Annotated in this window: 28 protein-coding genes and 2 tRNA genes; 4 read left to right on the top strand and 26 right to left on the bottom strand. The window is 62.2% G+C overall.

Going from position 1 to position 25,235, the window contains the following annotated elements:
- Nucleotides 1-23: 23 nt before the first annotated feature.
- The 11 genes from SRB521_RS12890 to SRB521_RS12940 form a co-directional block, all read right to left on the bottom strand.
- On the bottom strand, nt 24-272 hold the full coding sequence (locus SRB521_RS12890) for a EutN/CcmL family microcompartment protein (protein ID WP_033117339.1): 249 nt from the start codon (nt 270-272) through the stop codon (nt 24-26).
- A complete protein-coding gene (locus SRB521_RS12895; RefSeq protein ID WP_075704472.1) occupies nt 247-519 on the bottom strand; it encodes a hypothetical protein in 273 nt (90 codons plus the stop codon). Before SRB521_RS12895 ends, SRB521_RS12890 begins: the two co-directional genes overlap by 26 nt.
- Entirely contained in the window at nt 516-1,130 is a 615-nt protein-coding gene (gene pduL / locus SRB521_RS12900; protein ID WP_033117337.1) for a phosphate propanoyltransferase, read from the bottom strand. Before pduL ends, SRB521_RS12895 begins: the two co-directional genes overlap by 4 nt.
- Nucleotides 1,117-1,863, bottom strand: a complete 747-nt coding sequence (locus tag SRB521_RS12905; protein ID WP_075704473.1) for an ATP-binding protein — start codon at nt 1,861-1,863, stop codon at nt 1,117-1,119. Before SRB521_RS12905 ends, pduL begins: the two co-directional genes overlap by 14 nt.
- 3 nt (nt 1,864-1,866) lie before the next feature.
- On the bottom strand, nt 1,867-2,169 hold the full coding sequence (locus SRB521_RS12910; RefSeq protein WP_033117401.1) for a BMC domain-containing protein: 303 nt from the start codon (nt 2,167-2,169) through the stop codon (nt 1,867-1,869).
- A 583-nt stretch (nt 2,170-2,752) separates the two neighbouring features.
- On the bottom strand, nt 2,753-4,228 hold the full coding sequence (locus tag SRB521_RS12915; RefSeq protein ID WP_116722201.1) for an acetaldehyde dehydrogenase (acetylating): 1,476 nt from the start codon (nt 4,226-4,228) through the stop codon (nt 2,753-2,755).
- Nucleotides 4,229-4,234: 6 nt separating this feature from the next.
- Nucleotides 4,235-4,888, bottom strand: coding sequence for an ethanolamine utilization microcompartment protein EutL (gene eutL, locus SRB521_RS12920; RefSeq protein ID WP_058118291.1), 654 nt, complete (start codon nt 4,886-4,888; stop codon nt 4,235-4,237).
- On the bottom strand, nt 4,885-5,790 hold the full coding sequence (gene eutC / locus SRB521_RS12925) for an ethanolamine ammonia-lyase subunit EutC (RefSeq protein WP_075704474.1): 906 nt from the start codon (nt 5,788-5,790) through the stop codon (nt 4,885-4,887). The genes eutL and eutC overlap by 4 nt, the downstream gene beginning before the upstream one ends.
- Before the next feature lie 14 nt (nt 5,791-5,804).
- A complete protein-coding gene (locus SRB521_RS12930) occupies nt 5,805-7,169 on the bottom strand; it encodes an ethanolamine ammonia-lyase subunit EutB (protein ID WP_058118292.1) in 1,365 nt (454 codons plus the stop codon).
- Between the two features lie 44 nt (nt 7,170-7,213).
- Complete coding sequence (locus tag SRB521_RS12935) at nt 7,214-8,566, bottom strand: ethanolamine ammonia-lyase reactivating factor EutA (RefSeq protein ID WP_116722161.1); 1,353 nt, start codon at nt 8,564-8,566, stop codon at nt 7,214-7,216.
- Entirely contained in the window at nt 8,563-9,624 is a 1,062-nt protein-coding gene (locus SRB521_RS12940; protein WP_116722162.1) for a 1-propanol dehydrogenase PduQ, read from the bottom strand. The genes SRB521_RS12935 and SRB521_RS12940 overlap by 4 nt, the downstream gene beginning before the upstream one ends.
- A gap of 267 nt (nt 9,625-9,891) precedes the next feature.
- Between SRB521_RS12940 and SRB521_RS12945 the strand changes: the two genes are divergently transcribed.
- Nucleotides 9,892-10,314: a hypothetical protein gene (locus tag SRB521_RS12945; RefSeq protein WP_129868854.1), complete on the top strand. Its 423-nt coding sequence runs from the start codon at nt 9,892-9,894 to the stop codon at nt 10,312-10,314.
- A gap of 82 nt (nt 10,315-10,396) precedes the next feature.
- Here SRB521_RS12945 and SRB521_RS12950 read toward each other — a convergent pair whose 3' ends face one another.
- From SRB521_RS12950 to rpoN, 9 genes are all read right to left on the bottom strand, one after another.
- Nucleotides 10,397-11,659 (bottom strand): sensor histidine kinase, encoded by a 1,263-nt coding sequence (locus SRB521_RS12950; RefSeq protein WP_075704478.1) that lies wholly within the window; start codon nt 11,657-11,659, stop codon nt 10,397-10,399.
- A 38-nt stretch (nt 11,660-11,697) separates the two neighbouring features.
- On the bottom strand, nt 11,698-12,366 hold the full coding sequence (locus tag SRB521_RS12955; protein ID WP_116722164.1) for a response regulator transcription factor: 669 nt from the start codon (nt 12,364-12,366) through the stop codon (nt 11,698-11,700).
- 164 nt (nt 12,367-12,530) lie between these two features.
- Entirely contained in the window at nt 12,531-13,169 is a 639-nt protein-coding gene (gene phoU / locus SRB521_RS12960; RefSeq protein WP_033117327.1) for a phosphate signaling complex protein PhoU, read from the bottom strand.
- 15 nt (nt 13,170-13,184) lie between these two features.
- Complete coding sequence (gene pstB, locus SRB521_RS12965) at nt 13,185-13,940, bottom strand: phosphate ABC transporter ATP-binding protein PstB (RefSeq protein WP_116722165.1); 756 nt, start codon at nt 13,938-13,940, stop codon at nt 13,185-13,187.
- A gap of 11 nt (nt 13,941-13,951) precedes the next feature.
- Nucleotides 13,952-14,806 carry a phosphate ABC transporter permease PstA gene (gene pstA, locus SRB521_RS12970; RefSeq protein ID WP_075704481.1) on the bottom strand — a complete coding sequence of 285 codons (855 nt, stop codon included), beginning with the start codon at nt 14,804-14,806 and terminating at the stop codon, nt 13,952-13,954.
- Nucleotides 14,807-14,810: 4 nt separating this feature from the next.
- The gene (gene pstC, locus SRB521_RS12975; protein WP_430408034.1) at nt 14,811-15,647 is read right to left on the bottom strand and encodes a phosphate ABC transporter permease subunit PstC; all 837 of its coding nucleotides are present in this window, start codon (nt 15,645-15,647) and stop codon (nt 14,811-14,813) included.
- A 186-nt stretch (nt 15,648-15,833) separates the two neighbouring features.
- Nucleotides 15,834-16,721 (bottom strand): phosphate ABC transporter substrate-binding protein, encoded by an 888-nt coding sequence (locus tag SRB521_RS12980; protein WP_075704483.1) that lies wholly within the window; start codon nt 16,719-16,721, stop codon nt 15,834-15,836.
- Between the two features lie 190 nt (nt 16,722-16,911).
- On the bottom strand, nt 16,912-17,562 hold the full coding sequence (locus SRB521_RS12985) for an HAD family hydrolase (protein WP_075704484.1): 651 nt from the start codon (nt 17,560-17,562) through the stop codon (nt 16,912-16,914).
- 58 nt (nt 17,563-17,620) lie between these two features.
- Nucleotides 17,621-18,997, bottom strand: a complete 1,377-nt coding sequence (gene rpoN, locus SRB521_RS12990) for an RNA polymerase factor sigma-54 (protein ID WP_075704485.1) — start codon at nt 18,995-18,997, stop codon at nt 17,621-17,623.
- 225 nt (nt 18,998-19,222) lie between these two features.
- Here rpoN and SRB521_RS12995 point away from each other — a divergent pair.
- A tRNA-Thr gene (locus SRB521_RS12995) sits at nt 19,223-19,298 on the top strand.
- 30 nt (nt 19,299-19,328) lie between these two features.
- A tRNA-Tyr gene (locus SRB521_RS13000) sits at nt 19,329-19,413 on the top strand.
- A 199-nt stretch (nt 19,414-19,612) separates the two neighbouring features.
- Here SRB521_RS13000 and asnS read toward each other — a convergent pair.
- The 6 genes from asnS to SRB521_RS13030 all read right to left on the bottom strand — a co-directional run bounded on the left by asnS (nt 19,613) and on the right by SRB521_RS13030 (nt 23,984).
- Nucleotides 19,613-21,007, bottom strand: a complete 1,395-nt coding sequence (asnS, locus tag SRB521_RS13005; RefSeq protein ID WP_116722166.1) for an asparagine--tRNA ligase — start codon at nt 21,005-21,007, stop codon at nt 19,613-19,615.
- A gap of 128 nt (nt 21,008-21,135) precedes the next feature.
- Nucleotides 21,136-21,552 (bottom strand): hypothetical protein, encoded by a 417-nt coding sequence (locus SRB521_RS13010; protein ID WP_116722167.1) that lies wholly within the window; start codon nt 21,550-21,552, stop codon nt 21,136-21,138.
- Nucleotides 21,549-21,830, bottom strand: a complete 282-nt coding sequence (locus tag SRB521_RS13015) for a hypothetical protein (protein ID WP_058118299.1) — start codon at nt 21,828-21,830, stop codon at nt 21,549-21,551. The genes SRB521_RS13010 and SRB521_RS13015 overlap by 4 nt, the downstream gene beginning before the upstream one ends.
- On the bottom strand, nt 21,812-22,642 hold the full coding sequence (locus SRB521_RS13020) for a DUF3021 family protein (protein ID WP_075704488.1): 831 nt from the start codon (nt 22,640-22,642) through the stop codon (nt 21,812-21,814). The genes SRB521_RS13015 and SRB521_RS13020 overlap by 19 nt, the downstream gene beginning before the upstream one ends.
- Before the next feature lie 14 nt (nt 22,643-22,656).
- Nucleotides 22,657-23,091 (bottom strand): LytTR family DNA-binding domain-containing protein, encoded by a 435-nt coding sequence (locus tag SRB521_RS13025; protein WP_075704489.1) that lies wholly within the window; start codon nt 23,089-23,091, stop codon nt 22,657-22,659.
- Nucleotides 23,092-23,186: 95 nt separating this feature from the next.
- Entirely contained in the window at nt 23,187-23,984 is a 798-nt protein-coding gene (locus SRB521_RS13030; RefSeq protein WP_116722168.1) for a hypothetical protein, read from the bottom strand.
- A 144-nt stretch (nt 23,985-24,128) separates the two neighbouring features.
- Here SRB521_RS13030 and SRB521_RS13035 point away from each other — a divergent pair, with 144 nt between their 5' ends.
- Nucleotides 24,129-25,211: a PfkB family carbohydrate kinase gene (locus tag SRB521_RS13035; protein ID WP_033117314.1), complete on the top strand. Its 1,083-nt coding sequence runs from the start codon at nt 24,129-24,131 to the stop codon at nt 25,209-25,211.
- Nucleotides 25,212-25,235: the final 24 nt, after the last annotated feature.

Raw genomic sequence — 25,235 nt, forward strand, 5'->3', positions numbered from 1 at the left:
CTATCTTGATGATTCCGGGGCGGTCATTGCTCCACCCGGTCCACGATCCCCACCACGGCGGCATCCACCGGAATAGACTCCCCCGCAGCGACTCTGGCCCCGCTGCCCCGCGTCACCAGCACTCTGTCGCCGGGGCCCGCTCCCGCTTGATCGGCGCACACCAGGGCCGGCCCCTGGTGACCCTCCGGCGCCACCAGAAGGAAAGTCTGCCCTGTCAGGGCGGAGACCTTTTTGGTGCACCACACGTTACCAATGACGATCCCTAACCACACAGACGCCCATCTCCCTCAGCTCCCGTTCCAGGGAGACAAATTTTTGATACACCCCCAGAGGGGCTGTTTTCCGATACTGCTTATACTCCAGACCTGTCTCCAGGACCTTTACCTTTTTTCCGGCCAAGAGGGCTTCCAGCACCTGTCTCTCTTCTCCCGTGAGGGCCAGCCCCAGGGTCAGCAGTCCCATCTGCTCGATAGGCAGGCGGGTAATGATCAGCGCGCCCTCCCGCTCCTCCATCGTCATGACAGGATCAGCCCCCGATCCCCTTTTTGGAATCCACAGGCGTTCGCCTCATCGTAGTCCAGGTGGACCACGGTGGAGAATTTTTCGCTGACCCGCACCTCCACCTCACCAAAGGTGAGAGGACGGGCGGTGAGCGCTTTCAGGCGGACGCTCTGTCCATTACGCACGCCGAACTGTCCGGCATCCGCCGGGGTCATGTGGATGTGCCGTTTGGCCACGATGAGGCCGCGCTCCAGCCGCAGTTCCCGGTTGCCGTGGCGGAGGGTGATACCCGGCGTCCCCTCGATCTCCCCCGAGAGCCGGACCGGGGGCTTGCACCCCAGGGCCACAGCATCGGTGAGGGAGACCTCCGCCTGGCACTCCCCCCGCTCAGGCCCCAGCACCACCACGTTCTTCAACTCTCCCTTGGGGCCCACAAGGCTCACCCGCTCGGCGCAGACGAACTGTCCCGGCTGGGAGAGGTCCTTGACCCGGTTGAGCCGATAGCCCACGCCGAAGAGCTGATCCACACCCGCCCGGCTCAGGTGGACATGGCGCCCACTGGCCTCTATCTCCACAGTGACCCGCCGGACCACCGCTTCGGCCAGACGTTCTATCTCATGTGCGTTCATACTTCCCCGCCTTCAGCTTGATCATGAAAATCCAGAAGAGGGAGGAGAGGCGGTTGAGCCCCAAAATGATGTCCTCCCGCGCCACAGCTCCGTTCTCGTCCCGGAAGGCCTGATAGGCCGCCAGTTCGGTCTGCCGGACCACCGCCCGCACCTTATTTACCGCCGCGACAGCGGGAGAATCGGTATAGCTGAGCATAAAATGGGGCTGTCCGAAGTGCTTCTCCGGGTAATGGGAGTACTCCCGCAGCTCCGCAGGGCCGTAGCCGCACAGCCGCACCTCTCCCACAGGCTCATCCAGAACGTCGAACCGGATGAACCGCCGCACAAAGCCCAGCACCTCTTCCAGCTCCACAGCCAAGACGCGGTATCCCTCCCGGACACATGCCTGCTGGCAGAGCACGATCTCCGCCTCCAACAGGTCGATGTATCCCCGAAAGGCGATGCGTGGATGGTCTTTGAATACCAGAAGGTTTCCTTTCAGGTGGGTCATGTGCTCCGGCTTCTCGTGGAGCTCCGCGCCGAACAGCGTCCGATAGCGCGCAGCGCCGCCCTTTTCCTGCCGCCCGCCGCCGGTTTTTTCCGGCTCTCCCTGGGGAAAGACCACCTCCACCCGGTGCTCCCGGAGCCAGGACCGGGCGGAAGGGGTGAGCACATCCCCCCGGGTCACCACCACAGGGCCCCGGGTCCCGCCATTGGACATCTGGCGGACCCGGGCCTCATCCAGAAGCGCCACGGCTTACTGTCCCTGATCGAATTCGCCGTTCTTGTGGGGGAGGATACCGTCCACCTCGACGTGGGGCCGGGGGATCACGTGGACCGAGATGAGCTCTCCCACCTTCTCCGCGGCGGCGGCGCCGGCGTCAGTGGCAGCCTTGACGGCGCCCACGTCACCCCGGACCATGACGGTCACCAGACCGCCGCCCACCTGCTCCTTGCCCACCAGCTGGACGTTGGCGGCCTTCACCATGGCGTCCGCCGCCTCGATGGCGCCCACCAGTCCTCTCGTCTCTACCATACCCAGTGCATTTGTATTCGCCATTTTCTTCGCGCTCCTTTCGTTGTTGGAGGGGGTCTCCCGTCTCTCTGCGGGAGCTTCTCCCCGATGGTTGGAATTTGGCCCTGATTCCGGCCGAGCCGCCGCCCCGCCGCCGATCACAGAGGCAGCCAGAGCGGCCATGCCGTCCTTGGACTCGGGTCTTGGCTCCGGGGCTCCACGCCCCGCACCGCCGGTCGGGGCCGTTTTTGCTTTTTCCGGCGTTCTTCCGCCGGACTTGCTGTTGTCGGCACCGGTCTCTTTTTTCCGGCCCCGTGTTTTCTTGGCTCCGGTCCCCCCCATGTCCGGCTGCGCCCATGCGGTGGGTCCGCCGTCAGCATTCAGACGCTTGGACGCCGAAAAGGGCTTTACCTCGTCGCCGGAGGGGGGCGGGGTCTCCGGATCGGTCGCCTCCATATCTGCGGTCAGCCTGCCCATCTCCCGCAGCAGATTGGCATAGGGGTTGATGAGGGTGCCGGGGTCGTTCACCTCATCAAATACGTTGGTTCCCGCGGCGGGCGGCGTCACGCCGCCCGGGGCGAGCGCCGCATTCTTGGAGTAGATGCCGGAGCGGTCCGCCTCCTTCATCTCACATCAGCCTCCCCACGATCTGCCGTACCAGCTCCTGGAGCATCGCATCGTCCACCTTGACCTCGCTCCGGCCGTTCTCCCAGGGAGATGTGCTGTTTCCGGCCCGGATATCCTCCAGCTCCCGGACGCCCCAGGCCACCCGCTTGATATTGATCAGATCCAGGGGACCGATGTTGTTGGAGCTGGAGGAGCCGCCCACCGCGCCGCAGCCCAGCGTGAGCGCCGGGAACAGGCAGGTCGTTGCCCCGATCCCTCCCAGGGCGGAGGGCGTGTTCACCAGCACCCGACTGGCCGGGACCCGCTCGGCAAACTTCTTCACCACATTCTCGTCCTCGGCATGGATGGAGAAGGTATGGCCCGCGCCCTCCCACTCCAGGATCTCCACACAGCGCTCCAGCACCGTCGGCTCATCGTTTTCCACATAATAGGCCAAAATGAGGCCCAGCTTTTCATTGGAATAGGGATAGCCCCGCCCCACACCGGTCTCCCGGGCCACCAGTACCCTGGCGGAAGCGGGCACCCGGTCAAGTCCGGCCAGTTTGGCCACAGTCTCCACGCTCTTGCCGACGATGGCCGGATTCATCGTACCGTTGGCGCGCAGGATGAATTTGGAGAGCTTGGTGTGTTCGCTGTCGCTGAGCACATAGGCCCCCTGCCGCTGGAGCTCCTCGGTCACGGCCCGCTCCATCTCCCGGGTAACGATGATCGACTGTTCACTGGCGCAGATGGTGCCGTTGTCAAAGGTCTTGGAGTCCAAGATGCGCTTGACGGCCAGACGAACGTTGGCGGTATGGTGGATATAGGCCGGACCGTTGCCCGCCCCCACACCGATGGCTGGGGTCCCGGAGGAGTAGGCCGCCTTTACCATGGCGCCGCCGCCGGTGGCCAGAATGAGCCGGGTGTGATCGTGCCTCATTAGCGCGTTGGTGGCCTCCAGCGTGGGGGTGGTGATGCAGGCGATGGCCCCTTTGGGAGCCCCCGCCGCCTCCGCCGCCCGGCGCACCACCTCCACTGTCTCCAGAATACACTTCACTGCGCTGGGGTGGGGGGAAAAAATGATGGGATTGCCCGCCTTCATGCAGATCATGGACTTATAGATCACCGTGGAGGTGGGATTGGTGGATGGCACCAGCCCGGCCACGATCCCCACCGGCACCCCGATGTCAATGGTCCGCTTCTCGCGGTCCTGGGCCAGGATGCCATGGGTCTTTTCGTCCTTGATGGCGTCGTACAGTGTGACAGCGGCAAAGCGGTTCTTGATCTCCTTGTCGGCTTTGAGCCCAAACCCGGTCTCTTCCACCGCCACCCCCGCCAGACGTCCGGCCTCGGCTGCGGCGGCGCTGGAGATGGCCGCCGTTATTTTGTCCAGCTCTCCCTGCGTCATGCGCTCCATAGCCCGCTGCGCCTTTCGGGCCTGCTGCACGAGGTCGCGCACCTCCTGGATGGAACACAGGTCCTGATCCATTTGTATCATCATGCTCTACACCTCCACTGGATGGGCGGCCACCGCCTTGACCGCCTCGGCAAACGCCTCACAGGCAGCTTTGCACGCCGACTGGGTGCCCGTCAGCAGGCCGCCGCCGAAGTTAGTCTCACTGGGCGGCTCAAAAAGGGCCATGAGTTCCACGTCCGCAGCCTTCATCGCCTCATCCAGCCCCACCACGGACTCCAGCGGGGGGGCGATGAGGTAGGCCAGGGCCTCCCCCTCTTTGATGCCCGCCGTTTTGGAGAGATAGCTCCCCGTCCGGGACACCGTATGGGCGAAGTATACGATGGAGTCGTCCTCATTGGCGGAGCGAAAACCCACGCCGCTGTCCATGAATCCCACCGCCGCCCGCAGGCCGCTGTTTACCTCCGCCGGATTGGGACCGGCCAGGATGCCGATGACCTCTCCGGCCAGCTTCGTGTTGGCGTTTGCGGCGCCCGCATACAGGCTTCTTCCGTATACCACCTCCACGGCCGCCGCCTTGGTGGCCTCATCCAAGGCACAGTAGGTCACGTCGTCGCTGTCGGCGGTGAGGATACCGATGGAACGGTATTCCTTCGGCAGGCCCAGCTTTTGCGCCAGGGTCTCCGAAACGTTGGCAATGGTATGCGTGGCCAGAACATTGCATTTCAGCAGATCGCCTGTCATGCACTCACCCCCCTGGCCAGGTCAATGCCGCTGGCCTTCTTCTCCAGCATGGTCTTGATCAGCTCCGCAATGTGCGCCCCCGCCTCCACCGCGGTAGTGCCCTGGCGGTGGATATTGGAGATGACCGTCCGCTTAGATTCGGGAATGCCGATGTGAGGCCGGTATGTGAGATAAGCCGACATGGACTCGGCGGTCACCAGGCCAGGGCGCTCTCCCACCAGCATGCACACCACCTGGGCTCCCGTCAGCTCCCCAATGTGATCGGAGGCGCCCACGCGGCAGTATTTTACGAAAAGTGTTGGACCGGGATCAATGCCGTAGCCCTTCAGGCCCGCGCGGATGGCCTGCATACAGTCCTCGGCATTGGCCTCGATGGCCGCGGAGGAGAGACCGTCCCCCACCACCAGGGCCACCTTGGGTTCGGCGCCAAGGGTCTTTCGGATCACGGCCTGGTTTTCCTCGTCGAACCGGCGTCCGCGGTCCGGGCGGGTCAGGTACTCGTCCTTGTCCTGACAGAGCGTCTGGACAAAAACAAGGTCGTTCCGCTTTACAAACGCCTCGTCCACATGGGAGAACACCGAGTCCTGAGCCGCCGCGTGGTCGGCCCGCATGCGGAGCATGGTCTCCGTCTTATACCGGGCGCCCGCCCGGCTCAGCCCCAGTCGTGCGGGCGTCTTCAGCTTCAGGTCCAGAAAGGCGGGGCCATTCTGCGGATTGGGCACCAGGTACTGCCGCCGCAGATCCACCTCCGTGACGTCCGGAAGCATTTCGCCTCCGCTCCCGCTCTCCTGCCCCCGTTCCAGGGGCTTATAGTCCGCCGCCTTGACCTGGGGCGTAGGCGCCTGACCCATCAGGTCGGCCACCATGCGCTCCACCAGGGCGCGCAATTCCAGCTCGTTCAAATCTGAAATCCTCCTTATGCCAGCAGAATGGAGCCGTCTCCCGCCAGGGCGGTGAGCCGGCCGTTCTCCACAAAGCCCATCTTTTCCAGCCACTGCTGGAAGGGCTTGATGGCCGTCAAGCCGAACATCTCCCGGAGGGCCGCCGTCTCATGATAGCCGGTGGTCTGGTAGTTGAGCATTACGTCGTCCCCGTGGGGAATCCCCATGAAGTAGTTGCATCCGGCGGTGGTCAGCAGGACGGCCAGATCCTCGATATCGCTCTGATCGGCCTTCATGTGGTTGGTGTAGCAGGCGTCGCAGCCCATGGGGATGCCGGTGAGCTTGCCCATGAAGTGGTCCTCCAGACCGGCCCGGATGACCTGCTTGGAATTGTAGAGGTATTCCGGGCCGATAAAGCCCACCACCGTGTTCACCAGGAAGGGCTGATAGCGCTTGGCAAAGCCGTAGCACCTGGCCTCCATGGTCACCTGGTCCCAGCCATTGTGGGCCTCGGAGGAGAGCTCGGAGCCCTGACCCGTCTCAAAATAGAGGACGTTGGGCCCCATGGCGTTCCCCTCGCGCAGGGCCAGTTGCCGGGCCTCCTCGATGGTCTCTCCTGTAAAGCCGAAAGCCTCGTTTCCCTTCTCCGAGCCCGCGATGGACTGGAAGATCAGATCGGCCGGAGCCCCCCTGCGGACGCACTCCATCTGGGTGGTCACATGGGCCAGCACGCAGATCTGGGTGGGGATCTCCCAGCGGTTGCGGATCTCATGGAACCGTTCCAGCACCCGCGTGACGCTCTCCACCGAGTCGTCTACCGGGTTGAGCCCCAGCACCGCGTCTCCGATGCCGAAGGTGAGCCCCTCCAGCAGGGAGGCCATGATACCGTCGGGGTCGTCGGTTGGGTGGTTGGGCTGGAGGCGGGCGGAGAGGGTCCCCGGTTCGCCGATGGTGGTGTTGCAGGTGGCCGTGACCCGCAGCTTCCGGGCGGCGTAGATGAGATCCATATTGCTCATAAGCTTTGCCACGGCGGCCACCATCTCGCTGGTGAGGCCCCGGGAGATGCGCCGGATGGCCGCGCCGTCGTTCTTCTCGTCCAGGATCCACTCCCGCAGCTCGGAGACCGTCCAGTTCCTGATCTGCGCGTAAATCTTTTCATTTACATCATCCTGGATGATGCGTGTGACCTCGTCGGTCTCATAGGGGACCGCAGGACTGTTCCGCAGGTCTCCCAGGGTCAGGTTTGCCAGCACCACCTTGGCGGCCACCCGTTCTTCGGCATTCTCGGCGGCAATGCCCGCCAGCCGGTCCCCGGACTTTTCTTCATTGGCCTTGGCCATGACCTCCCGTACCGAAGGGAAATCATAGACATGGCCCAGCAGCTTGGTTTTTAAAATCATTCCTGTTCCTCCTGTCGCGGTCAGGGCGCTCCCTGTCCGCCGCATTACAATTTCTGGAATGCCAAGGTCTTCACCACCACCGGCAGCACATTCCCCCCGCCCACTGGGGCTCCGATGTCGATGTAGTCTCCGTTGTGCACCGCCACGCCGTCCAGGCACAGAAGGGGACCGCTCCCCCCCATGGCCTGTCCCAGGACCTTGGCCATATCCCGTTCCAGCACCACCACAGGAAAATACCCCCGCTCCAGCAGCGGAGCCAGCCCCTCCCGAATGCCCCGGGCGATCTCCTCCACCCTCCGGTAGGCGGGCGAGAGCTCTCCCGCAAAGGCCAGGGCCACCTGGGTGAGTCCTCCCTCATCGGCATACCAGTTCAGCTTCCTGCGGACGGCCTCCGCCAGGGCGGCGGCATTCCCCTGCTCCTCCTCCTGGTTCAGACGGAGGACGGGCAAATTCTTGAGCGGAAACGCCACCTCCCGGTAGAAGATCGTGGAGCCGGACACCTCCATGGAGTGAGCGCCCGCCCCAACCACGGTGGCCCGGATGGTCTCCGCCCCCCGGACCAGCGTATAGCCCTGCTCTTCAAACCGATCCCGGATGGCCGGACCCAGCAGGGGACCGATATCGCCGTAGGCCAGCCAGTCCTCCGGCGGAGCCCACATGCAGTCGGCCACCCCGCCGGAAAAGGACAGCACCTTGACGTCTCCCGGCACCGCCCGCTCCAGGCCGTCCACCATGGCCGAGATGAGGGGCTTCAGCGCTCTTCGTTCAGCCCGCTCCCCCAGCCGGACTCCCGGGTCCGCCGTCCATTCGGCCAGGACCGGGGAGAGGTAGGTGACGCTCCCATCTCCGGCGAACTTCACCAAACGCCCGCCGATATTGAGACAGTCGGTATCTTGCAGCGCTCCATTTTCGTAGAGCGCCAGGTTGGAGGTCCCGCCTCCGATATCAAAGTGTAATACCCGGCAATGTTTTTCCTTGGAGTATTCGTCCGCCCCCGCCCCTCGGGCGGCCAGAATGGATTCCAGATCGGGGCCGGCGGTGGCCACCACAAAGTCTCCCGCGAATTCCGAAAGGGCGTTCAAGACCTCCCTGGCATTTTCTTTTCGGGCCGTCTCCCCGGTGATGATGACCGCGCCGGTCTGGACCTCTTCCCGCCGCAACCCCGCGCGCCGATACTCCTCCGCCACGATCTCCCGCACGCCGGGGGCGTCGATGACCGTTTCAGAGAGGAGGGGCGTAAAGTGGATGCGGCTGCGATAGACGATCTCCCGATCCGTAATGGCGATGCGCGGAACGGAGAAGGGATTGGCCCGGTTTTCCAGTGTCAGCTTGGAGACTACCAGTTGTGTGGTGGAGGTTCCGATATCGATCCCCACCGATTTGAGCGTCTCCGTCATCCCCCGATCTCCCTCAGCATGGCCTCTATCTCCCCTGCCGTCACGGGTCTCGGGTTTCCCGGCAGGCAGACATCCTGCAGAGCGGCCGCAGTCAGACCGGGCAGCGCGGCCCTGAACTCCTGTGCCGGTACCGGGAGCTTGAGAGGGATCTTCAGCCCGGACCGAAGACGAGTCACCGCCGACGCCAGGGCCCTGGGGTTTGCCGCCAGGCCGCAGAGCTTGGCCAAGCGGGCATATTTCTCCGCCGCTGCCTGCTCCGCGGCGTTGAATTGGATCACGCCGGGCAGTAGCAGCGCGTTGAGCCTCCCATGGGGCACGTGGAACCGCCCGCCCAAGGCGTGGGCCATCGAATGACAGACCCCCAGCCCGGCGGCATTGAAGGCCATACCTGCCATACAGGAGGCCAACAGCATGTCTTGCTTGGCCTCCCGGCTTCCGGCGTGGGCTTCCGGCAGGCGGCGGTAGGCCAGCGCGAATGCCTTCTCCGCCAGAGCGTCGGAGAAGGGACTGGCGCCTTTGGCCGCGACAGCCTCCGCCGCGTGTGTGAGCACGTCCATGCCCGTGTCGGCGGTGACATGGGGCGGCACCCCCTCCAGCAGAGAGGCGTCCAGTATGGCCGCCTCCGGCAGAAGGTCCTCCTCCACCAGCGGATATTTGACGCCCTGGTCCGTGTCTGTGAGGACGGCGAAGGAGGTGACCTCGCTGCCGGTCCCCGCCGTAGTGGGAATACACCACAGGGGCGGGTGGCGGCCTGAAAACCAGCACATTCCCTTGGCGCAGTCCATCGGGGAACCGCCGCCGAAGGCCACCACCGCGTCGGGCCCGAAGTCCCGCAGCATCCGCACCCCCTGGGCCACCAGGCGGAGGGAGGGGTCCGGCTCTACCTGGTCAAAGATCTCCACTGCCCCGGTGAGGCGGTTTTTTACCCGGTCCAGGAGACCGGAAGAGGCCAGGAACGCGTCTGTAACGATGAGGACCCTCTTCCCGGCCAGCCGGTCCAGCGCGTCCATGGGCTCCGGTCCAAAATAGAGTTTGGGCTTGATCCAAAAGGTTTCCATGGTTTCTGCCTGCCTTTTCCTTGATGCGGTTAGTATGGCAGGTGGATGAAAAAATATAGCTCCGGCGGAAAATTTTCCGCCGGAGCTGCAAATATTACGCAGGTTTCCATTCACCGCATAAATTTCCCCCCTGCGCCGTTGACAGGGCTCCCCCGCATTTGATATCATGTCTTCACCTTGGGACAGTTCCCAGCGCCTGCCGCACTTCTTTCGTTCAAGAGGCCGGCGGCACAACGGATGCCGGAAATCGGGAAAGGTGGGCATGGTATGCCGCTCTTATTGTTTCTCTTGGGGCTCCTTCCTTTTGCGGTCGGCGGACTGATGAACTGGGCTATGTTGGCTTATCCGGACGTTTTGCCGCCCTTTTCTTTGATTGCGATCCTGTTTCTGCTGATCTGGGGGGCAATCGCTTTCTTTGTCAGGCCCCGTGTAGCAGGCGTCCGTACCCTGGCCGTCTGTCTCAACCTCGCGGCAGGGATCGACCTGATTCTGGTCGGCGTGCAGGAGCTCGTCTTGGGTGCCTACTGGAGTAATCCGGCCGGTCTTTGGACGCAGCTTTACTATTTGCCGCTGATGAACCTGGGATTTACCCTGACACCCTGGAGCCACTCCGTATTTTCCGCCTATTGCGCCGCGTTTCTTTTGATGCTCGCCGCGACCTTTCTCGGCGCCCGCTGGCGGAAACCATAGTTTTTTATGCGCGGCCTGTCCTCTCTCCGTGCAGAGCAAAAGCGGCACAGCTTAAGCTGTGCCGCTTTCTCATGCGTTTTCTCTACCGGACGGCGGGAAACAGGACCGTGATCTCCGTCCCCTTGCCCGGCTCGCTCTTCAGGGAAATGGTTCCCCCGTAGAGGAGCACAATATGCTTGACGATGGAAAGCCCCAATCCGGTGCCGCCGGTCTTGCGCGCTCTCCCCTTGTCCACCCGGTAAAACCGCTCAAAGACCCGCTCCCGGCTCTCCTTGGGGATCCCAATGCCGGTATCGGAGACGGTAATGGCCACCTTTCCGTCCCGCTGCGCCGCCTGCACGTCCACCCGTCCGCCGGGCTCATTGTATTTGATGCCGTTCTCCATCAGGTTGGTAAGCAGTTCACGCAGGCGACCGGGTGCCACCGCCACTTCGGCATTGTCGCCGGAGAGGTTGACACTGATCTTTGCCGCCTCGGCCATCTGTCCCAGCGCAGCGCGGCACTCCTCCGCCACCGAGAGCACGTTTGCCCGGTCGTCGGACTGGGGCATGACCACGGATTCCAGCTCGGAGATCTTCAGCACGTCGTTGATGAGCTCAATGAGCCGGTCCACCTCCACGCCGATCATGGTGATGAAGCGTTTCTGATCTTCCGGGTCCTTCACCATGCCCGAGGACATCATATCGGTAAAGCCCTTGATGCTGGTCAGGGGGGTCTTGAGCTCGTGGGACACATTGGCGGCAAATTCGCTCCGCACGGTCTGGAGCTTCTCGCCCTCCTGCTCCAGCTCCTCCTCCTTCTGCTCCAGGGGCTGGGCCGTGTGGTCCGCCAGCTTTCGGGCCAGTACAAGCATGAGGACCAGCGCCACGACTGCGGCCGCCAGGAATCCGACCAGGCCCTGAAGAACCAGGGCGTTCACTGAAGAGATGGGCATGGAGAGGCGCCCCACGTTCCCATCGGTGAACTGTTTCGCCTCATAGAGGAGCATCTCGCCGGTGGTGTCCGACTTACGCTCCGCCTCACCCCAGCCGGTCGCAAGCGCGGACTGGAACTCGGGCCGGTCCGCGTGGTTCTCCGTAACCTGCCCATAGGTGTCGGAGAGCACCTCGCCCTCCGGGGAGATAATGGTCAGCCGTTTGTCCGGCGCGGCGGTGTGGAGCTGCTGCGACCAAGCCTCAGCATCCGTATAATAGTTCTGGGCGTCCATCAGGTTCAGCAGCTCTACCAGAGTCTGCCGGGCGGAAGAGAGCTCCCGGTCCCGGTAGACCCAGACCCCAAAGGCGCTGGAAAGCGCGATCCCCAAGGTGGCAATGAGTAAGAAATAAGTAGTCAAACGTCTTTTCACAGAAAAGGCCCCCATCCCAAATCAGAGATAGCCGTTCATCACGGCATTTTATAACCCACGCCACGAACAGTCTGGATATAACCGTCTCCCAGCTTCTGGCGGAGGGTTTTCACATGCATATCCACTGTGCGGGTCTCGCCGGCAAAGTCGTAGTCCCACACCGCCTGGAGGATATCGTCCCGCGTGAGTACCATGCCGTGCCGCGAGGCCAAGAGGCGCAGCAGTTCAAACTCCTTATACGTAAGTTCCACCAGGGCGCCGTTTTTCCGCACCTCTCTGGCGGCCGGATCGATCTCCAGGTCGCCGCAGGTGATGACCGCCTCGCTCCTGGGCCGGCCGGTGCGGCGGAGCAGCGCCTTGACCCTGGCCTGAAGCTCCATAATGCCGAAGGGCTTGACCACATAGTCGTCTGCCCCGCCCTCCAGGCCCTTGACCTTATCCATCTCGGAGGTCCTTGCGGTGAGCATCAGGACCGGCACATCCCCCAGGTCCGCGTCGGCCCGGAGACGGCGGAGGATCTCCAGACCGTCCATGCCAGGCAGCATGATATCCAGAATGAAGAGGGATGGCTTCAGCTCCCCGCCCGTCTCAAAGTAGGCCTCGCCCGACTCAAAGCAGCCCACCTCATACCCCACGGAACGAAAATAGTAGCGCAGCATCTCCCGGATGCTCTCATCATCCTCAATGATCACAATGGTCTCTGGCATTGTCTCGTCCTCCTCATGCTTCCCTTTTCTCTCGCGGCGCTCCACCGCCGCCGGAGCGCCGCTATTTTGACGGTTCAAAAGGCGGAACAGGTCCGCGGTGCGGACCTGTTCCGGCGCCGTCTGTAAACTTCACTGTTTGGCTGCTCCGCTCGCCTTCGCGCTTCTCAGAGCTCTCCTGTGACGCAGAATATCGCCCACTGGGCGATATTAACCGCGTGGTCGGCGATCCTCTCCAAGTACTTTGCAATGATGATAAAGTCGATGGAAAGATCCGCCTCGTCCAGGTTGTCCGCCACCTGGTTGATCAGGTCCCCCTTGATCTTCCGGAAGAGCTCATCCACCTCGTCGTCCAGGTTGACCACGGCGTGGGCGGTCTCCACATCCCGCCCGGTATAGGACGAAATGGCCTGCCGCACCATGAGCCCTGCCTTGCAGGCCATCACACCGATGTCCTGAGGCACCTTGACCTCCCCCTGCCTGGAGAACAGCAGGGAAATCTCTGCGATATTGGCCGCCTGGTCGCCGATGCGCTGGAGGTCAGTGACCATCTTCATGGCCGCTGAAATGGCCCGCAGGTCCCGGGCCACCGGCTGCTGCCGCAGCAGGAGCTGGAGGCAGCGGTTCTCAATATCCCGCTCCATCTGGTCCATGGAGGCCGTCATGTCGATGGCCGCCTTGGCATGGGCCTCGTCGTCCGTGGAGAGGCTTTCCGTCACTACATCGATGGCGTCCTGAGCGGTACGCGCCATGGCCGTCAGCGCCTCATTGAGCTCCAGCAGTTCCGCGTCAAATGTTTTTCTCATGTGCTCGTGCCCTCCTTAGCCGAAACGGCCCGTAATGTAGTCCTCTGTCCTCTTGTCCTTCGGGACGGAGAAGAGCTGGCTGGTATCTCCATATTCGATAAGCTCGCCCAGCAGGAAGAAGGCGCACTTGTCGGAGATACGGGTGGCCTGCTGCATGTTGTGGGTCACAATTACTATTGTATAGGAATTTTTCAAATCTGCAATCAAATCTTCGATTTTTGAGGTAGAAATTGGGTCCAGCGCGGAGGTCGCCTCGTCCATCAGGAGGATATCCGGCTCCACGGCCAGCGCGCGTGCGATGCAGATGCGCTGCTGCTGGCCGCCGGAGAGGCCCAGCGCGGACTTTTTGAGCCTGTCCTTCACCTCATCCCAGATGGCCGCGCCCCGCAGGGAGCGCTCCACGATCTCATCCAGCTTGGCCTTGTTCCGGATGCCGTGGGTCCGGGGCCCGTAGGCAATGTTGTCATAGATGGACATAGGGAAGGGATTGGGCTTCTGAAACACCATGCCGATCTGCTTGCGCAGCCAGGTCACGTCCACGTCAGGGTCGTAGATCTCCTTGCCGCGGTACTGCACGCTGCCGGTAATCGTGACGCCCGGCACCAGGTCGTTCATCCGGTCCAGCGTCTTGAGGAAGGTGGACTTGCCGCAGCCGGATGGCCCGATGAGGGCAGTGACCTCCCGCGCCGGAATGTCGATGCTGACGCCCTTCAGCGCCTGGGTCTGCCCATAATAGAGGTCCAGATTCCCGGCCGATAAGATTGCTTCCATAACGTAACCTCCTATCCCTGCCGCTGCTTGAGCTTTTTGCCCACAAAATTGGCGGCGAGATTGATGATGAGGGTGAGAATCATAAGGATGGCGGCGATGGCGAAAGCCACCTCAAACTCTCCCTGTTCCTTGGCATAGACGTAAAGGGCCACGGTCAGTGTGGCGCCGGAGCTGGTGAGCCCGGTGAAGAAGCCGTTGAGGGCATGGGCGAAGCCGGCGGTAAAGAGAAGGGCGGCGGATTCGCCCACGATCCGTCCGATGGCCAGGATACAGCCGGTGACGATGCCGTCAATGGAGCAGGGCAGCACGATGGTACGGATCATATGCCACTTTCCGCTCCCCAGGCCCAGCGCCCCCTCCCGATAGGAGGCGGGCACGGTTTTCAGGGATTCCTGGGTGGTACGCACGATGGTGGGCAGGGTCATGATGACCAGCGTGAGCGCGCCCGCCAGCAGGCTTTTGCCCAGCAGGGGGGTGAAGATGAGCATGCCCACCAGTCCGTAGATGATGGAGGGGATGCCGGTGAGGGTCTCGGTGGCGAATTCAATGACGGTCACCAGCTTTCGGTTCCGGGCGTACTCGGTGAGGTAAATGGCGGCGCCCACGCCCAGAGGCAGCACGATCACCAGTGTGGCGATGACAATATAGAGCGTGTTGAGGATATCGGGCAGAATGCCGATGTTGTCCGACAGGTAGCTGGGCTTGGTAGAGATGAGGTTCCACGTCACATGGGGAAGGCCCCGGTAGAAGATATAGCCGATCATGAACACCAGCAGGGCACAGGTGAGAAAGGCGCAGAGATAGAGCAGGCAGCGCAGGGTCTTGTCATAGAGCTTTCGTGCGCCGGAGAGCTTTTCCATATCCATGTTCTTACTTCTCCTTGTTCCGCTTCAGGAGCGCGTTGAGGGTGACATTGATGAGCATAATGAAGAGGAAGAGCACCAGGGCGATGGAAAAGAGCGCCTGCCGCTGAAGCCCCGAGGAGTAGGACATCTCGCTGGCCACGGCGGTGGTAAGGAACCGGACGCTCTGGAAGAGGGAGGGCATATTGGCCACGTTGCCGGCCACCATCATGACGGCCATGGCTTCGCCGATGGCCCGGCCGATGCCCAGGACGATGGAGGCGGCGATGCCGCTCTTGGCCGCCGGGACGGAGACCCGGAAATAGGTCTCGATCTCCGTGGCGCCCAGCGCCAGGGACGCCTCCTCGTATTCCTTGGGCACAGCGTTGAGCGCGGTCTCGGAGACAGAGATGATGGAGGGCAGGATCATAATGGCCAGCACCACAATGGCCGCCAGGAGACAGGCGCCGTCGGCCAGGCCGAAGGCCGTACGAATGGCAGGCACCAAAATGATCATGCCTACCAGGCCGTAGACCACCGAGGGAATGCCCGCCAGCAGGTCCACGGCGGGGCGGACCAGCCCTGCCAGCGGTCTGGGGGCCACCTTGGCGAGAAATACCGCCGTCATAAAGCCCACGGGAACACCGATGAGGATGGCTCCCGCAGTGCCGTAAATCGATGTGAGAATGAAGGGGAGAATCCCAAACTTGGGCTCCGCCGCCGTGGAAGCCCAGGTCTTGCCGAAGAGGAAGTCCACCAGGCCGATCTCCCGGATGGCGGGCAGGCCCGCGGCGATGAGATAAATACTGATAAGCAGGACAAAGCCGATGGTGACGACGCCGAAGAGCAGGAAGACCAGGTGCATCGTCTGTTCCAAGGCATTATGGGCGCCGCTGTGTTTCATATCGCGTCCAGACCTTTCCCGAAGTTTTTATCTGTCATTTACAAACTTTACATTGTCTCTTAGAAAAAACCCCCGGCCGGGTGTTCCGCGGATCGGCACGGGAGTTTTTCCTGGGTGCTGTCGAAGAGGGGGAAGAGGGGGGCTTTCTTACTTTGCAACAGGCACCGCACCGGCGGCAGCGATGATCTCATTGGCATCGGCGCTGGTGGCGAAATCGAAGAAGGCCTGAGCGGCTTCGCTGAGGGCCTCGCCGGTGCGGGTGGCCAGGACGAAGGGGCGCTGAATGGTGTAGGTGCCGTCCAGCACGGTCTCCTCAGAGGGGGCCACGCCGCCCACGGTCAGAGCTTTGACGCTGTCCTTCACAGCGGAGAGGGAGGCGTAGCCGATGGCGTTGGGGTTGCCGGCCACAGTGGTGATCACATCGCCGGTGGAGGTCAGCTCCTGGTTGTACTTGCAGGCTTCCTTGGTGCCTGTGATCGTCTCGAAGCCGTCCCGGGTGCCGGACCCGGCCTCACGGCCGATGAGGGAGATCTCCAGGTCGTCACCGCCCACGTCCTTCCAATTGGTGATCTCGCCGGTGTAGATCTGGGCGATCTGCTCCACGCTGAGGTCGCTCACAGGATTGGCGGGGTTGACGATGATGGCGATGCCGTCCAGCGCCACGATAGTCTCGGTGAGGGAGGCTTTCTCCTCATCCTTCAGGGCGCGGCTGGAAAGGCCGATGTCGCAGGTGCCGTCGATGGCGGCCTGGATGCCGGTTCCGGAGCCGGTGGGGTTATAGGTGAAGTTGACGTCGGGATTCATCTCCATGAAAGCCTCACCCAGGGAGCCGATGATCTTCTCCATGGAAGTCGAGCCGTCGGTGGCCACATTCCCGGAGAGCTTGGCCGGCTCGGAAGAGGTCTGGGCGGGCTCCACGGAGGCGGGCGCCTGGGTGGGCTCAGCAGAGGGGGTGCCGCTGCCGCTGTTGGAGCAGCCCGCGAAGAGGCCCGCGCACAGGGTCAGGGAGAGCAGCATTGCAAGCGATTTCTTCATTGTTTTTCATTCTCCAATCCATATAGGTTTCTCGGAACAGCTTTCAGTATACCGGCCCTTTGTAAAGTCCGCTTTCTTCTCTGTGTAAACTCTTCGTAAAGCCTATTTTGCCCGAAAATCAGCAAAAAACGCCGTCCCCGTAAGAAACGGAGGCGGCGTTTTACAATTTTACATTCTGTGTAAAGTCCTCTTACAGGCCCAGAAACCGTCTCAGGTCGGGCAGGTCCGGCGCGATATGGATGTGGGGAAACGCCGCAAAGGCGGCGGCCGGCGTCGTCCCGTTGAGGACCGCGCAGAAATCCGTCCCGGCGTTGTCCGCGGTCCCGGCGTCGATGACGGTATCCCCGCAGTAGAGCACCTGCTCCGGGACCAGGCCCAGCCGCTCCAGAGCAGTATTGAGCCCCTCCGGGTCCGGCTTGGGGCGGCGGACCTTGTCCCCGCCGATCACAAAGGAGAATACGTCCAACAGCCCGTGCTGGGCAAAAATACTCTCCAGGGTCTCCGTATGCTTGGTGCTCACCACGGCGGTGGCGATCCCCGCCGCCCGCAGCGCGTGCAAAAGCGCTTCCGCACCCTCACACAGGGGCGTGCCCGCCGCCTGCATGGGCCGCGCCACGGAGGAAAACTGCGCCCGAAACGCCGCTCTTCCCTGCTCCGTGGCATCCCCTGTGAGCTGCGTATAGGCATCCTCCAGCAGCATACCCACGGTGTGCCGCACCGTCTCCCGGTCCGGCTCCGGGTACCCCATCACCGAAAATCCGTGCCGGAACCCCGCAAAAATAGCGTCGGTGGCGTCGCCCAGCGTATAGTCAAAGTCAAAAATGACGGCCTTATAATCCATGCCTGTTCCTCCGGTGCATAAATCGCGGGCGGCTCGGCTGGGCCGCCCGGCGTCCTTTTCATTCGTATTGCTTTCTGCCCGTAGTGCTAGGAATCCCCAGCTCATCCCGATATTTGGCCACCGTGCGGCGGGAGATCTCGCATCCGTCCTTCGCCATGAGTTCACACAGCTTCTGATCGGAGAGAGGTTTGTGTTTGTCCTCCTCCGTGATAAGCTTTTTGAGCATCGCCTTGGCGGTATCGGGAGAAGAGGCGTCGCCCGGGCCGCCGACCACACCGCCGCCCAGGCTGCGGGAGAAAAAGTAGCTCAGAGGATAGACGCCGCTGGAGCACTGGAGGTATTTGTCCTTTACCGTACGGCTCACCGTAGACTCGTGCACCCCCACCCGCTGCGCGATATCGGCCAGCGACATAGGTTTGAGGTGGCCGGGGCCGTGGCGGAAAAAGTCCTCCTGCAGGTCCAGCATAACCTCCGCGCACTGCATCAGGGTGGAGCGCCGCTGCTCAATGCTCCGCACCACCCATTTGGCCTGCCGGACCTTGTTCACCAGGTAATCCTTCACCTCGTCGTCTTTGCTGTCCCTGAGCATCCTGCAGTAATAGGAGCTCACATTGAGGGTGGGGAAAAAGTAGTCGTTGGTCAGCAACTCGAAGTGATCCGGAAAGTTGACGACAAAAATATCCGGATTGATGTAAATGAGGTTTTCTCGGGCGGCAAACCCGCCGCCCGGCCTGGGATTCAGCGACCGGATCAGCTCACAGGCCGCATAGACCTGTTCCTGCGTGGCCCCGAGGGCCTTGGCGATGAAGCCGTATCGATTCTTGCTGAGGGGGTCCAGATGGTCCTGGGCGATCCGGATTGCCAGTCCGCTGTCCTCTCGGCGTTTGAGCTGGAGCACCAGACATTCCGAGAGGGTCCTCGCCCCCACCCCCGCCGGTTCCAGGCTCTGAACGATCTCCAGCGCCCGTGCCGCCAAAACCAGGGGCTTCTCCATCTGTACCGCCAGGTCCTCCAGCGGCTCGTCCAGCCAGCCGTTCTGATTCAGGGACTCCACTAAAAAACGCCCCGCCTCCAAGAGCTCCGGCTCCAGGTCCAGCAGCTCCAGTTGAGAGAGCACGTAGAGATAGAGGTTTTCCTCCGTCTCATCTGCGTTCCCGTAATTGGAGACGGGGTCCGTTCCGTCATCCTCACTGTCCTGTTGGTGATAGACCCGGTTTTGCGCATCCGTGGACTCCAGCCACTCCAGCTTTCGCTGCAGGTCTACGCCCTCATCCTTGCCTGTGTATTTTTCCTCCATCTCCAGGACCGGGTTTTCCTGCACCTGATTTTCGATGTACTCCAGAAGCTCCTGGGAGCCCATCTGGAGTATCTCCATCGACTGCATCATTTGAGGCGACAGGGTCTGGGTCTGTTTCATCGACATATTCAGTTCCATCGTCCGTCCCCCTTACCAATTATACTTCACTCTCTTCCGTTCAAAAGTATAACACAATTCGATGCAGAATTACAATCGTCTATCTCCAATTTGGCATGATCTTTGCTTGTAGTATTTTTTGAGCACGCATAAAAAAGTTGGTGCTTTTCCCGGATTCCCTGTTGACAATCTCCCTTCCATCTGATAGAATAAACGTCGCTGCGGACGAGCTATAGTGTCCGATACGCTGGTGTAGCTCAGCTGGTAGAGCAGCTGATTTGTAATCAGCAGGTCGGGGGTTCGAATCCGTCCACCAGCTCCATCGTCTGTTTGAAAGGCGTCAATTGCATATGGAGGAGTTCCCGAGTGGCCAAAGGGGGCAGACTGTAAATCTGTTGTCGTCGACTTCGATGGTTCGAATCCATCCTCCTCCACCAGTAAGGAAAACCCTTGTATCCCAAAGGATGCGAGGGTTTTTTTATGCCTGCGTTTGTCACCCATAATCACGCGATAAAACACGATGAATCCCAAAATATTGGGTACAGGGACCGCCACCCCCTCCCGGGGCATAGCTCGAGAGAAAGGTGAAAATAATCATCCACCGGCTTTGCCGGTGGATGATTATTTTCACGTTCTTTAAAAGTCCGCGCTGCCCACGGTGCGGGGATGGGGCAGGACGTCGCGGATATTGCCCACACCGGTGAGATACATGACCATCCGCTCAAAGCCCAGGCCGAACCCCGCGTGCTTGCAGCCGCCATAACGGCGCAGGTCCAGATACCACCAGTAGTCCTTGGGGTCCATGCCCAGCTCCCGGATCCGGTTCTCCAGCACATCCAGCCGCTCCTCACGCTGGGAGCCGCCGATGATCTCGCCGATGCCGGGCACAAGGCAGTCGGCAGCCGCCACCGTCTTCCCGTCGTCGTTGAGGCGCATATAGAAAGCCTTGATCTCCTTGGGGTAGTCCGTTACAAAGACCGGCTTTTGGAACACCTGCTCGGTGAGATACCGCTCGTGCTCGGTCTGAAGATCGCAGCCCCAGTCCACAGGGTAGTCAAACTTGTGGCCGGACCGCTTCAGGAGCTCCACCGCCTGGGTGTAGGTCACCCGTCCGAAGTCGGAGGAAGCCACATGCTCCAGCCGCTCCTTCAGGCCCTTATCCACAAAGGATTGGAAGAAATTCATCTCATCGGGGCATTTCTCCATCACCGTGCGGATGACAAATTTGATCATGGCCTCCGCCACATCCATATCTCCCGCCAGGTCGCAGAACGCCATCTCCGGCTCGATCATCCAGAACTCGGCGGCGTGACGGGTGGTGTTGGACTTCTCGGCGCGGAAGGTGGGGCCGAAGGTGTATACGTCTCCGAAAGCCATGGCGAAATTTTCCGCGTTCAACTGTCCGGACACAGTGAGATTGGCGGGCTTGCCGAAAAAGTCCTGGCTGTAATCCACGGCCCCGTCCTCTGTTCTGGGGAGGTGATCCATGTCCAGCGTGGTGACACGGAACATCTCTCCCGCGCCCTCACAGTCAGAGGCGGTGATGATGGGCGTGTGCACATAGACAAAGCCCCGGTCCTGGAAGAAGGTATGGATGGCATGGGCGGCCACGGAGCGCACCCGGAAGGCGGCGGAAAAGAGGTTGGTCCGGGGACGAAGATGCTGTATGGTCCTCAGATACTCCACGCTGTGCCGCTTCTTCTGGAGGGGATAGTCCGGTGTGGAGGCCCCTTCCACCGAGATGGCGGCGGCCTTGATCTCCAGGGGCTGCTTCGCCTCGGGGGTCAGAACCACGGTGCCGGTGACGGACAGGGCGGCGCCCACGTTTTGTCCGGCGATCTCTTTATAATTCTCCAGAGCGGCGGCATCCATAACGACCTGCAAATTTTTGAAGCAGGAGCCGTCGTTGAGCTCAATAAAGCCGAAGGTCTTCATGTCCCGGATCGTGCGGGCCCAGCCGGACACGGCGACTTCCTTGCCGCCGAATGCCTCCCGATCCGCGAAAATCTGCGCGATCTTTGTGCGTTCCATTGGGTACTTCCTCTCTCTACGTCGTTGTAGGCTTCCACAGTACCCTATATTATACGGACTCCAACGGAATTTTACAAGGGATTTCTAGGGTTTGTTTGAACATCGTCAGCGCCTTCCAGCGTGGGCAGTTATCTTCTGGCCCTTCCCCAGCATACCCACAGCAGGGAGAGCAGCGCCGCCGTCCCGTAGAGTTCCGTCCATCCCATCCAGGCCCGCAGGCCATAAAATACGACGGCGGCGGGAAGCGCCAGCGGCAGCGCCAAAATACTGAGTATCCCCCATCTCATCAGCAACCCTGCGGCGGCGGAAACCAGATGGACCACTCCCGCGATCAAGAGAATCCTCTGCAGGAGGGGCCGTCCGCCCTCAGTTCCGCTCAGGAAGGTAAAAACCGCCCAGAAAATGAGATAACCTCCCGTGGCCAATGCACTCCCATACCCCGCCGGCCCCCCCATCCAGGCACCTCCCGCGTTGCAGAGGACGGTTAGCCCCGTGACGACCGCCGCGCTGCACAGCCAGAGGCACACTCCTACGGCCGTATTCATGGTGCCCCCTTCCTCCGGCGCAGTGCGCACACCCCCCATGCAAGGCCCCAGCCGGTCAGTGCCGAGGCACCGATCCCCAGAAAAAGGGCGACCCCAAGCTGCCAGAACCAGCCCCCATCCAGCCAGCACGCCACCGCACCCCAAAGAGGCACAGACAGCAGGAGAAGAGGGGCCCAGCGCAGACACCTCGCCCGTCTTCTGGTGAGGCGCAGGAGCAAGAGCTGGAGCGACAGCATCAGAAGCAACGGTGCAAACGCAATCAACAGCAGCCATTCCATTGGGGCCGCCTCCTCTCTTTTCGCCGCCGCCAAGCGGCCCCAACCAAATTTCCCGCCAGGGGGCACGCCAGCGCGATCCCCCAAAAGAGGGGAATCCGCTGTCCCCCGTAGACCCACAAGGACGCGGGCAGGAAGATCAGCAGGCTCGCCGCCGGATAGAGCAGGCACACACCCTGCCGCTTGCCCAGTGAGAGCGCGGGGAAAAAGCCCCCCAGGGGGAGTAGCAGACAGGGGATCAGCAGTGCCCGCAGCACTGGCACGTCGGGGGCGTCCAGCAGGGCCAGCACCGCAGGCAGGACGGCGTTGACCAGCAGCAGGACAGGCAGATAGGGCAGGCTCTCCCTCCACCGCAGGGGGGATGGGCCGGCTTCCAGCCCCAGGGCGGAGCGGAGCTGCCGCACCTCGGCGTACCACCCCACCCACCTGCCCAGCCAGACCACCAGGTAGATGGCCCCCAGCAGAGCCAGCCACCCGGGGAGGTATCTCCACGCCACACCAAGGCACACCCGCAGTATGGCCCCGAGGAGCCCGGCGGTGACTAAAAAGTGGAGTCCGGAGCGGAGGAGCACGCTCCGCCCCTCGCCCTCAAAGGGCAGGGTGGCCACCCCCACCGCCGCCCCAAAGGCGAAGAAAAGAGCCAGGGTGACGGCGACAGCCCCCAGGATGCCGCAACTCTGTATCAGTGCCCCGCAAAGGGGCGGCGCGGAGAACCCGCCGATAAACAGAGGCCGATAGCCGGCCCCTGCCAGGCCCGCCCCTGCCAAACCGCCCGCCAGAATGCGGACGATCCAACTTTTTTGTCCGGCAGACATGGGATCTCCCCCTTTCAGAGCTCCAACGCTTCTTTGATCTTCTTGACATACCGCCGGGAGACATAGCACACGACTCCTTCCGCCAGGGTCATTTTGATCGTGCCCGTGAGGGACAGATCCAGAGCCGTGACCTTCCGCAGATTGACAATCTCCGAATGGGAGATCCGAACAAAGGTGTGGCGGTCCAGCCTGGCCTCCAGCTCATAGAGCCGTTCCCGCAGATCGTACACGCCCTCCGCCGTCTGGGCCTTCACCCCCTTATCCTGGGCAAAGCATCGGAGGATCGCCTCCTCCCTCAGAGGCACGGCGGTCTCGCCTCGCCAGCCCGTGAGCCCTCCGCCGCCCTCCAGCCGGGCGGCTAGATCACGGATCTCGTCGGTGAGGATGGGGGCCGTGATGGTCACCCGCGGCTCCCGGCAATCAGGATCGATATGGACCTCTACCCGCAACGCCCCCTCCCCCTTTCTATTTCCCAGTATAAAGTAAAAAGAGGCCGTCTGTCCACTGTTTGGGGACAGACGGCCTCTCTGCCGTGATATTCGGCTCAGGCGATGGCCTCGCCTCCGACCGTGTAGGTCCAGGTCCCGTCCTGTTCCATGGAGGCGGTGCAGTCCAGGAAGAAATAGGCCCCCAGGCCCGAACGCCACTTTTGCGCGTCGAACTTTCCGGTCTCTCCGGTGATGGAGAAGAGGCACCCGTCCTCCCAATAGAGGTTTTCCCTGTCGATATAGCCCTGTTCGGCCAACTCCTCCCAGGTGCCCATGACCGGCAGGATGTCGTGCTCCATGCCGAAGGCGTAAGCCACGGCCGCCTTCTCCCCTTCAGTCAGGCCGGTAAAACCCGAGAGGTCCACGCCCAGCTGGGTGATATCCTCGTTGAGGCCCGCGTCCACCTCCCACAGGTCCGCCAGCACCTGGAGGCAGAGCCCACAGCGGTCGGCGGCGGCAGCTCCCTCCGCCGGGCGCACGGCAAGGACATTGGCGAACTGGGCGGGCCAAGTCTCCAGGATCATCCCGTCATACAGAATCTCCACCATCATGCCGTCGGCCAGGGGCTCTTCCAGTCCCAGAGCGGAGACGTCCAGGGTATACACCTCGCCGGCCTCTTCCCCCGCCAGGATCAGGGCGCCCTCCGCGCCGCCGTCCACCACCCGGCAGACGGCGCGCACGCCTTCCTCCGGGGTCTGGGCGGGCATGGCGGTCTCCCCGCCCGGAGCGGTCTCCACAGCGGAAGAGGCGCCCCCCGGCGCGGGCTCCTCCCCCTGCGCCGGCATGGTCCGGTATCCGCAGCCGGCGAGCAGCGCCAGGCTCAGCGCCAGCGCCATCCAGGTTCTTTTCCCCATATAGAATCGACCTCCTTTTTTCTTTTAGACGGCGCCATCGCCGCTCTTGTTCCGCCCTGGGAAAATTCCCTCTTGACATTTCGTCCGAAGCGAGTAAACTAAGCATATGATTACAAAATAAATTATTGCTTAGGAGGCGAGACCATGACCCAGCGGGAGGCCCAGATCCTGCAATGGATCCAGGAAAATCCCCTCATCTCCCAGCAGGAGCTGGCGGACCGGGCGGGGATCACCCGCTCGTCGGTAGCGGTCCACATCTCCAACCTGATGAAAAAGGGCTATATCGACGGCAAAGGCTACATCATCCGCACCGCCCCATACGCCGTGGTGGTGGGCGGGGTGAACATGGACATCGGCGGCACGCCCTACGCTCCGCTGGTGGGCCAGGACTCCAATCCCGGCAGAGTGCGCATGTCCCTGGGCGGTGTGGGACGAAACATCGCCCATAACATGGCCCTTCTGGGCCTGGACGTGCGCATGATTACCGCTCTGGGCGACGATATGAACGCCCAGAAGATCACCACCTCCTGCATTGAGCTGGGCATTGACCTGGGCCCCTCTCTGCAGGTGCCCGGCGGGACCACCTCCACTTATCTCTTTATCACCAACGACAAGGGGGATATGGAGCTGGCCGTATCCGATATGGAGATCTACGACCATTTGACACCCCGGTTCCTCGCCACCAAGGAGCAGCTCCTCAACAACGCCCGGCTGGTGGTGGCGGACACTAACATCCCCGCCGAGAGCCTTCAATGGCTGGCCGCAAACTGCAAGGCCCCCCTCTTCGTGGACCCGGTCTCCACCGCCAAGGCGGTGAAGGTGGCGCCGGTCCTGGGCGCGCTCCACACGCTCAAGCCCAACCGCATCGAGGCGGAGCTTCTCTCCGGCGTCCCCATCGTCGACGACAGGAGTCTGGCCGCCTGCGCCGACGCTCTGCTCGCCACAGGGCTGCACCGGGTCTTCATCAGCTTGGGGGGAGACGGCGTCTATGCCGCCGACCACCTGGGCGGGCACCAAAAGGTCCCCTGTGTCCCGGCCAGGATGGTGAACACCACCGGCTGCGGGGACGCCTTTATGGCCGCCTTGGCCTGGGGCTGGCTGGAGGGCCTGGGCCTGGAAGAGGCCGCCCGCGCGGGCCTTGCCGCCTCCGCCATCGCCATGGAGGGCACCGAGACCATCAATCCCGAACTGACCGCCGCAGCGGTCAGAGCCCGCGCCGGACTATGAGCCGCCCCCTTCTCTCCGCTTTTT

Source organism: Intestinimonas butyriciproducens (genome assembly GCF_004154955.1).
GTDB lineage: Bacteria > Bacillota > Clostridia > Oscillospirales > Oscillospiraceae > Intestinimonas > Intestinimonas butyriciproducens.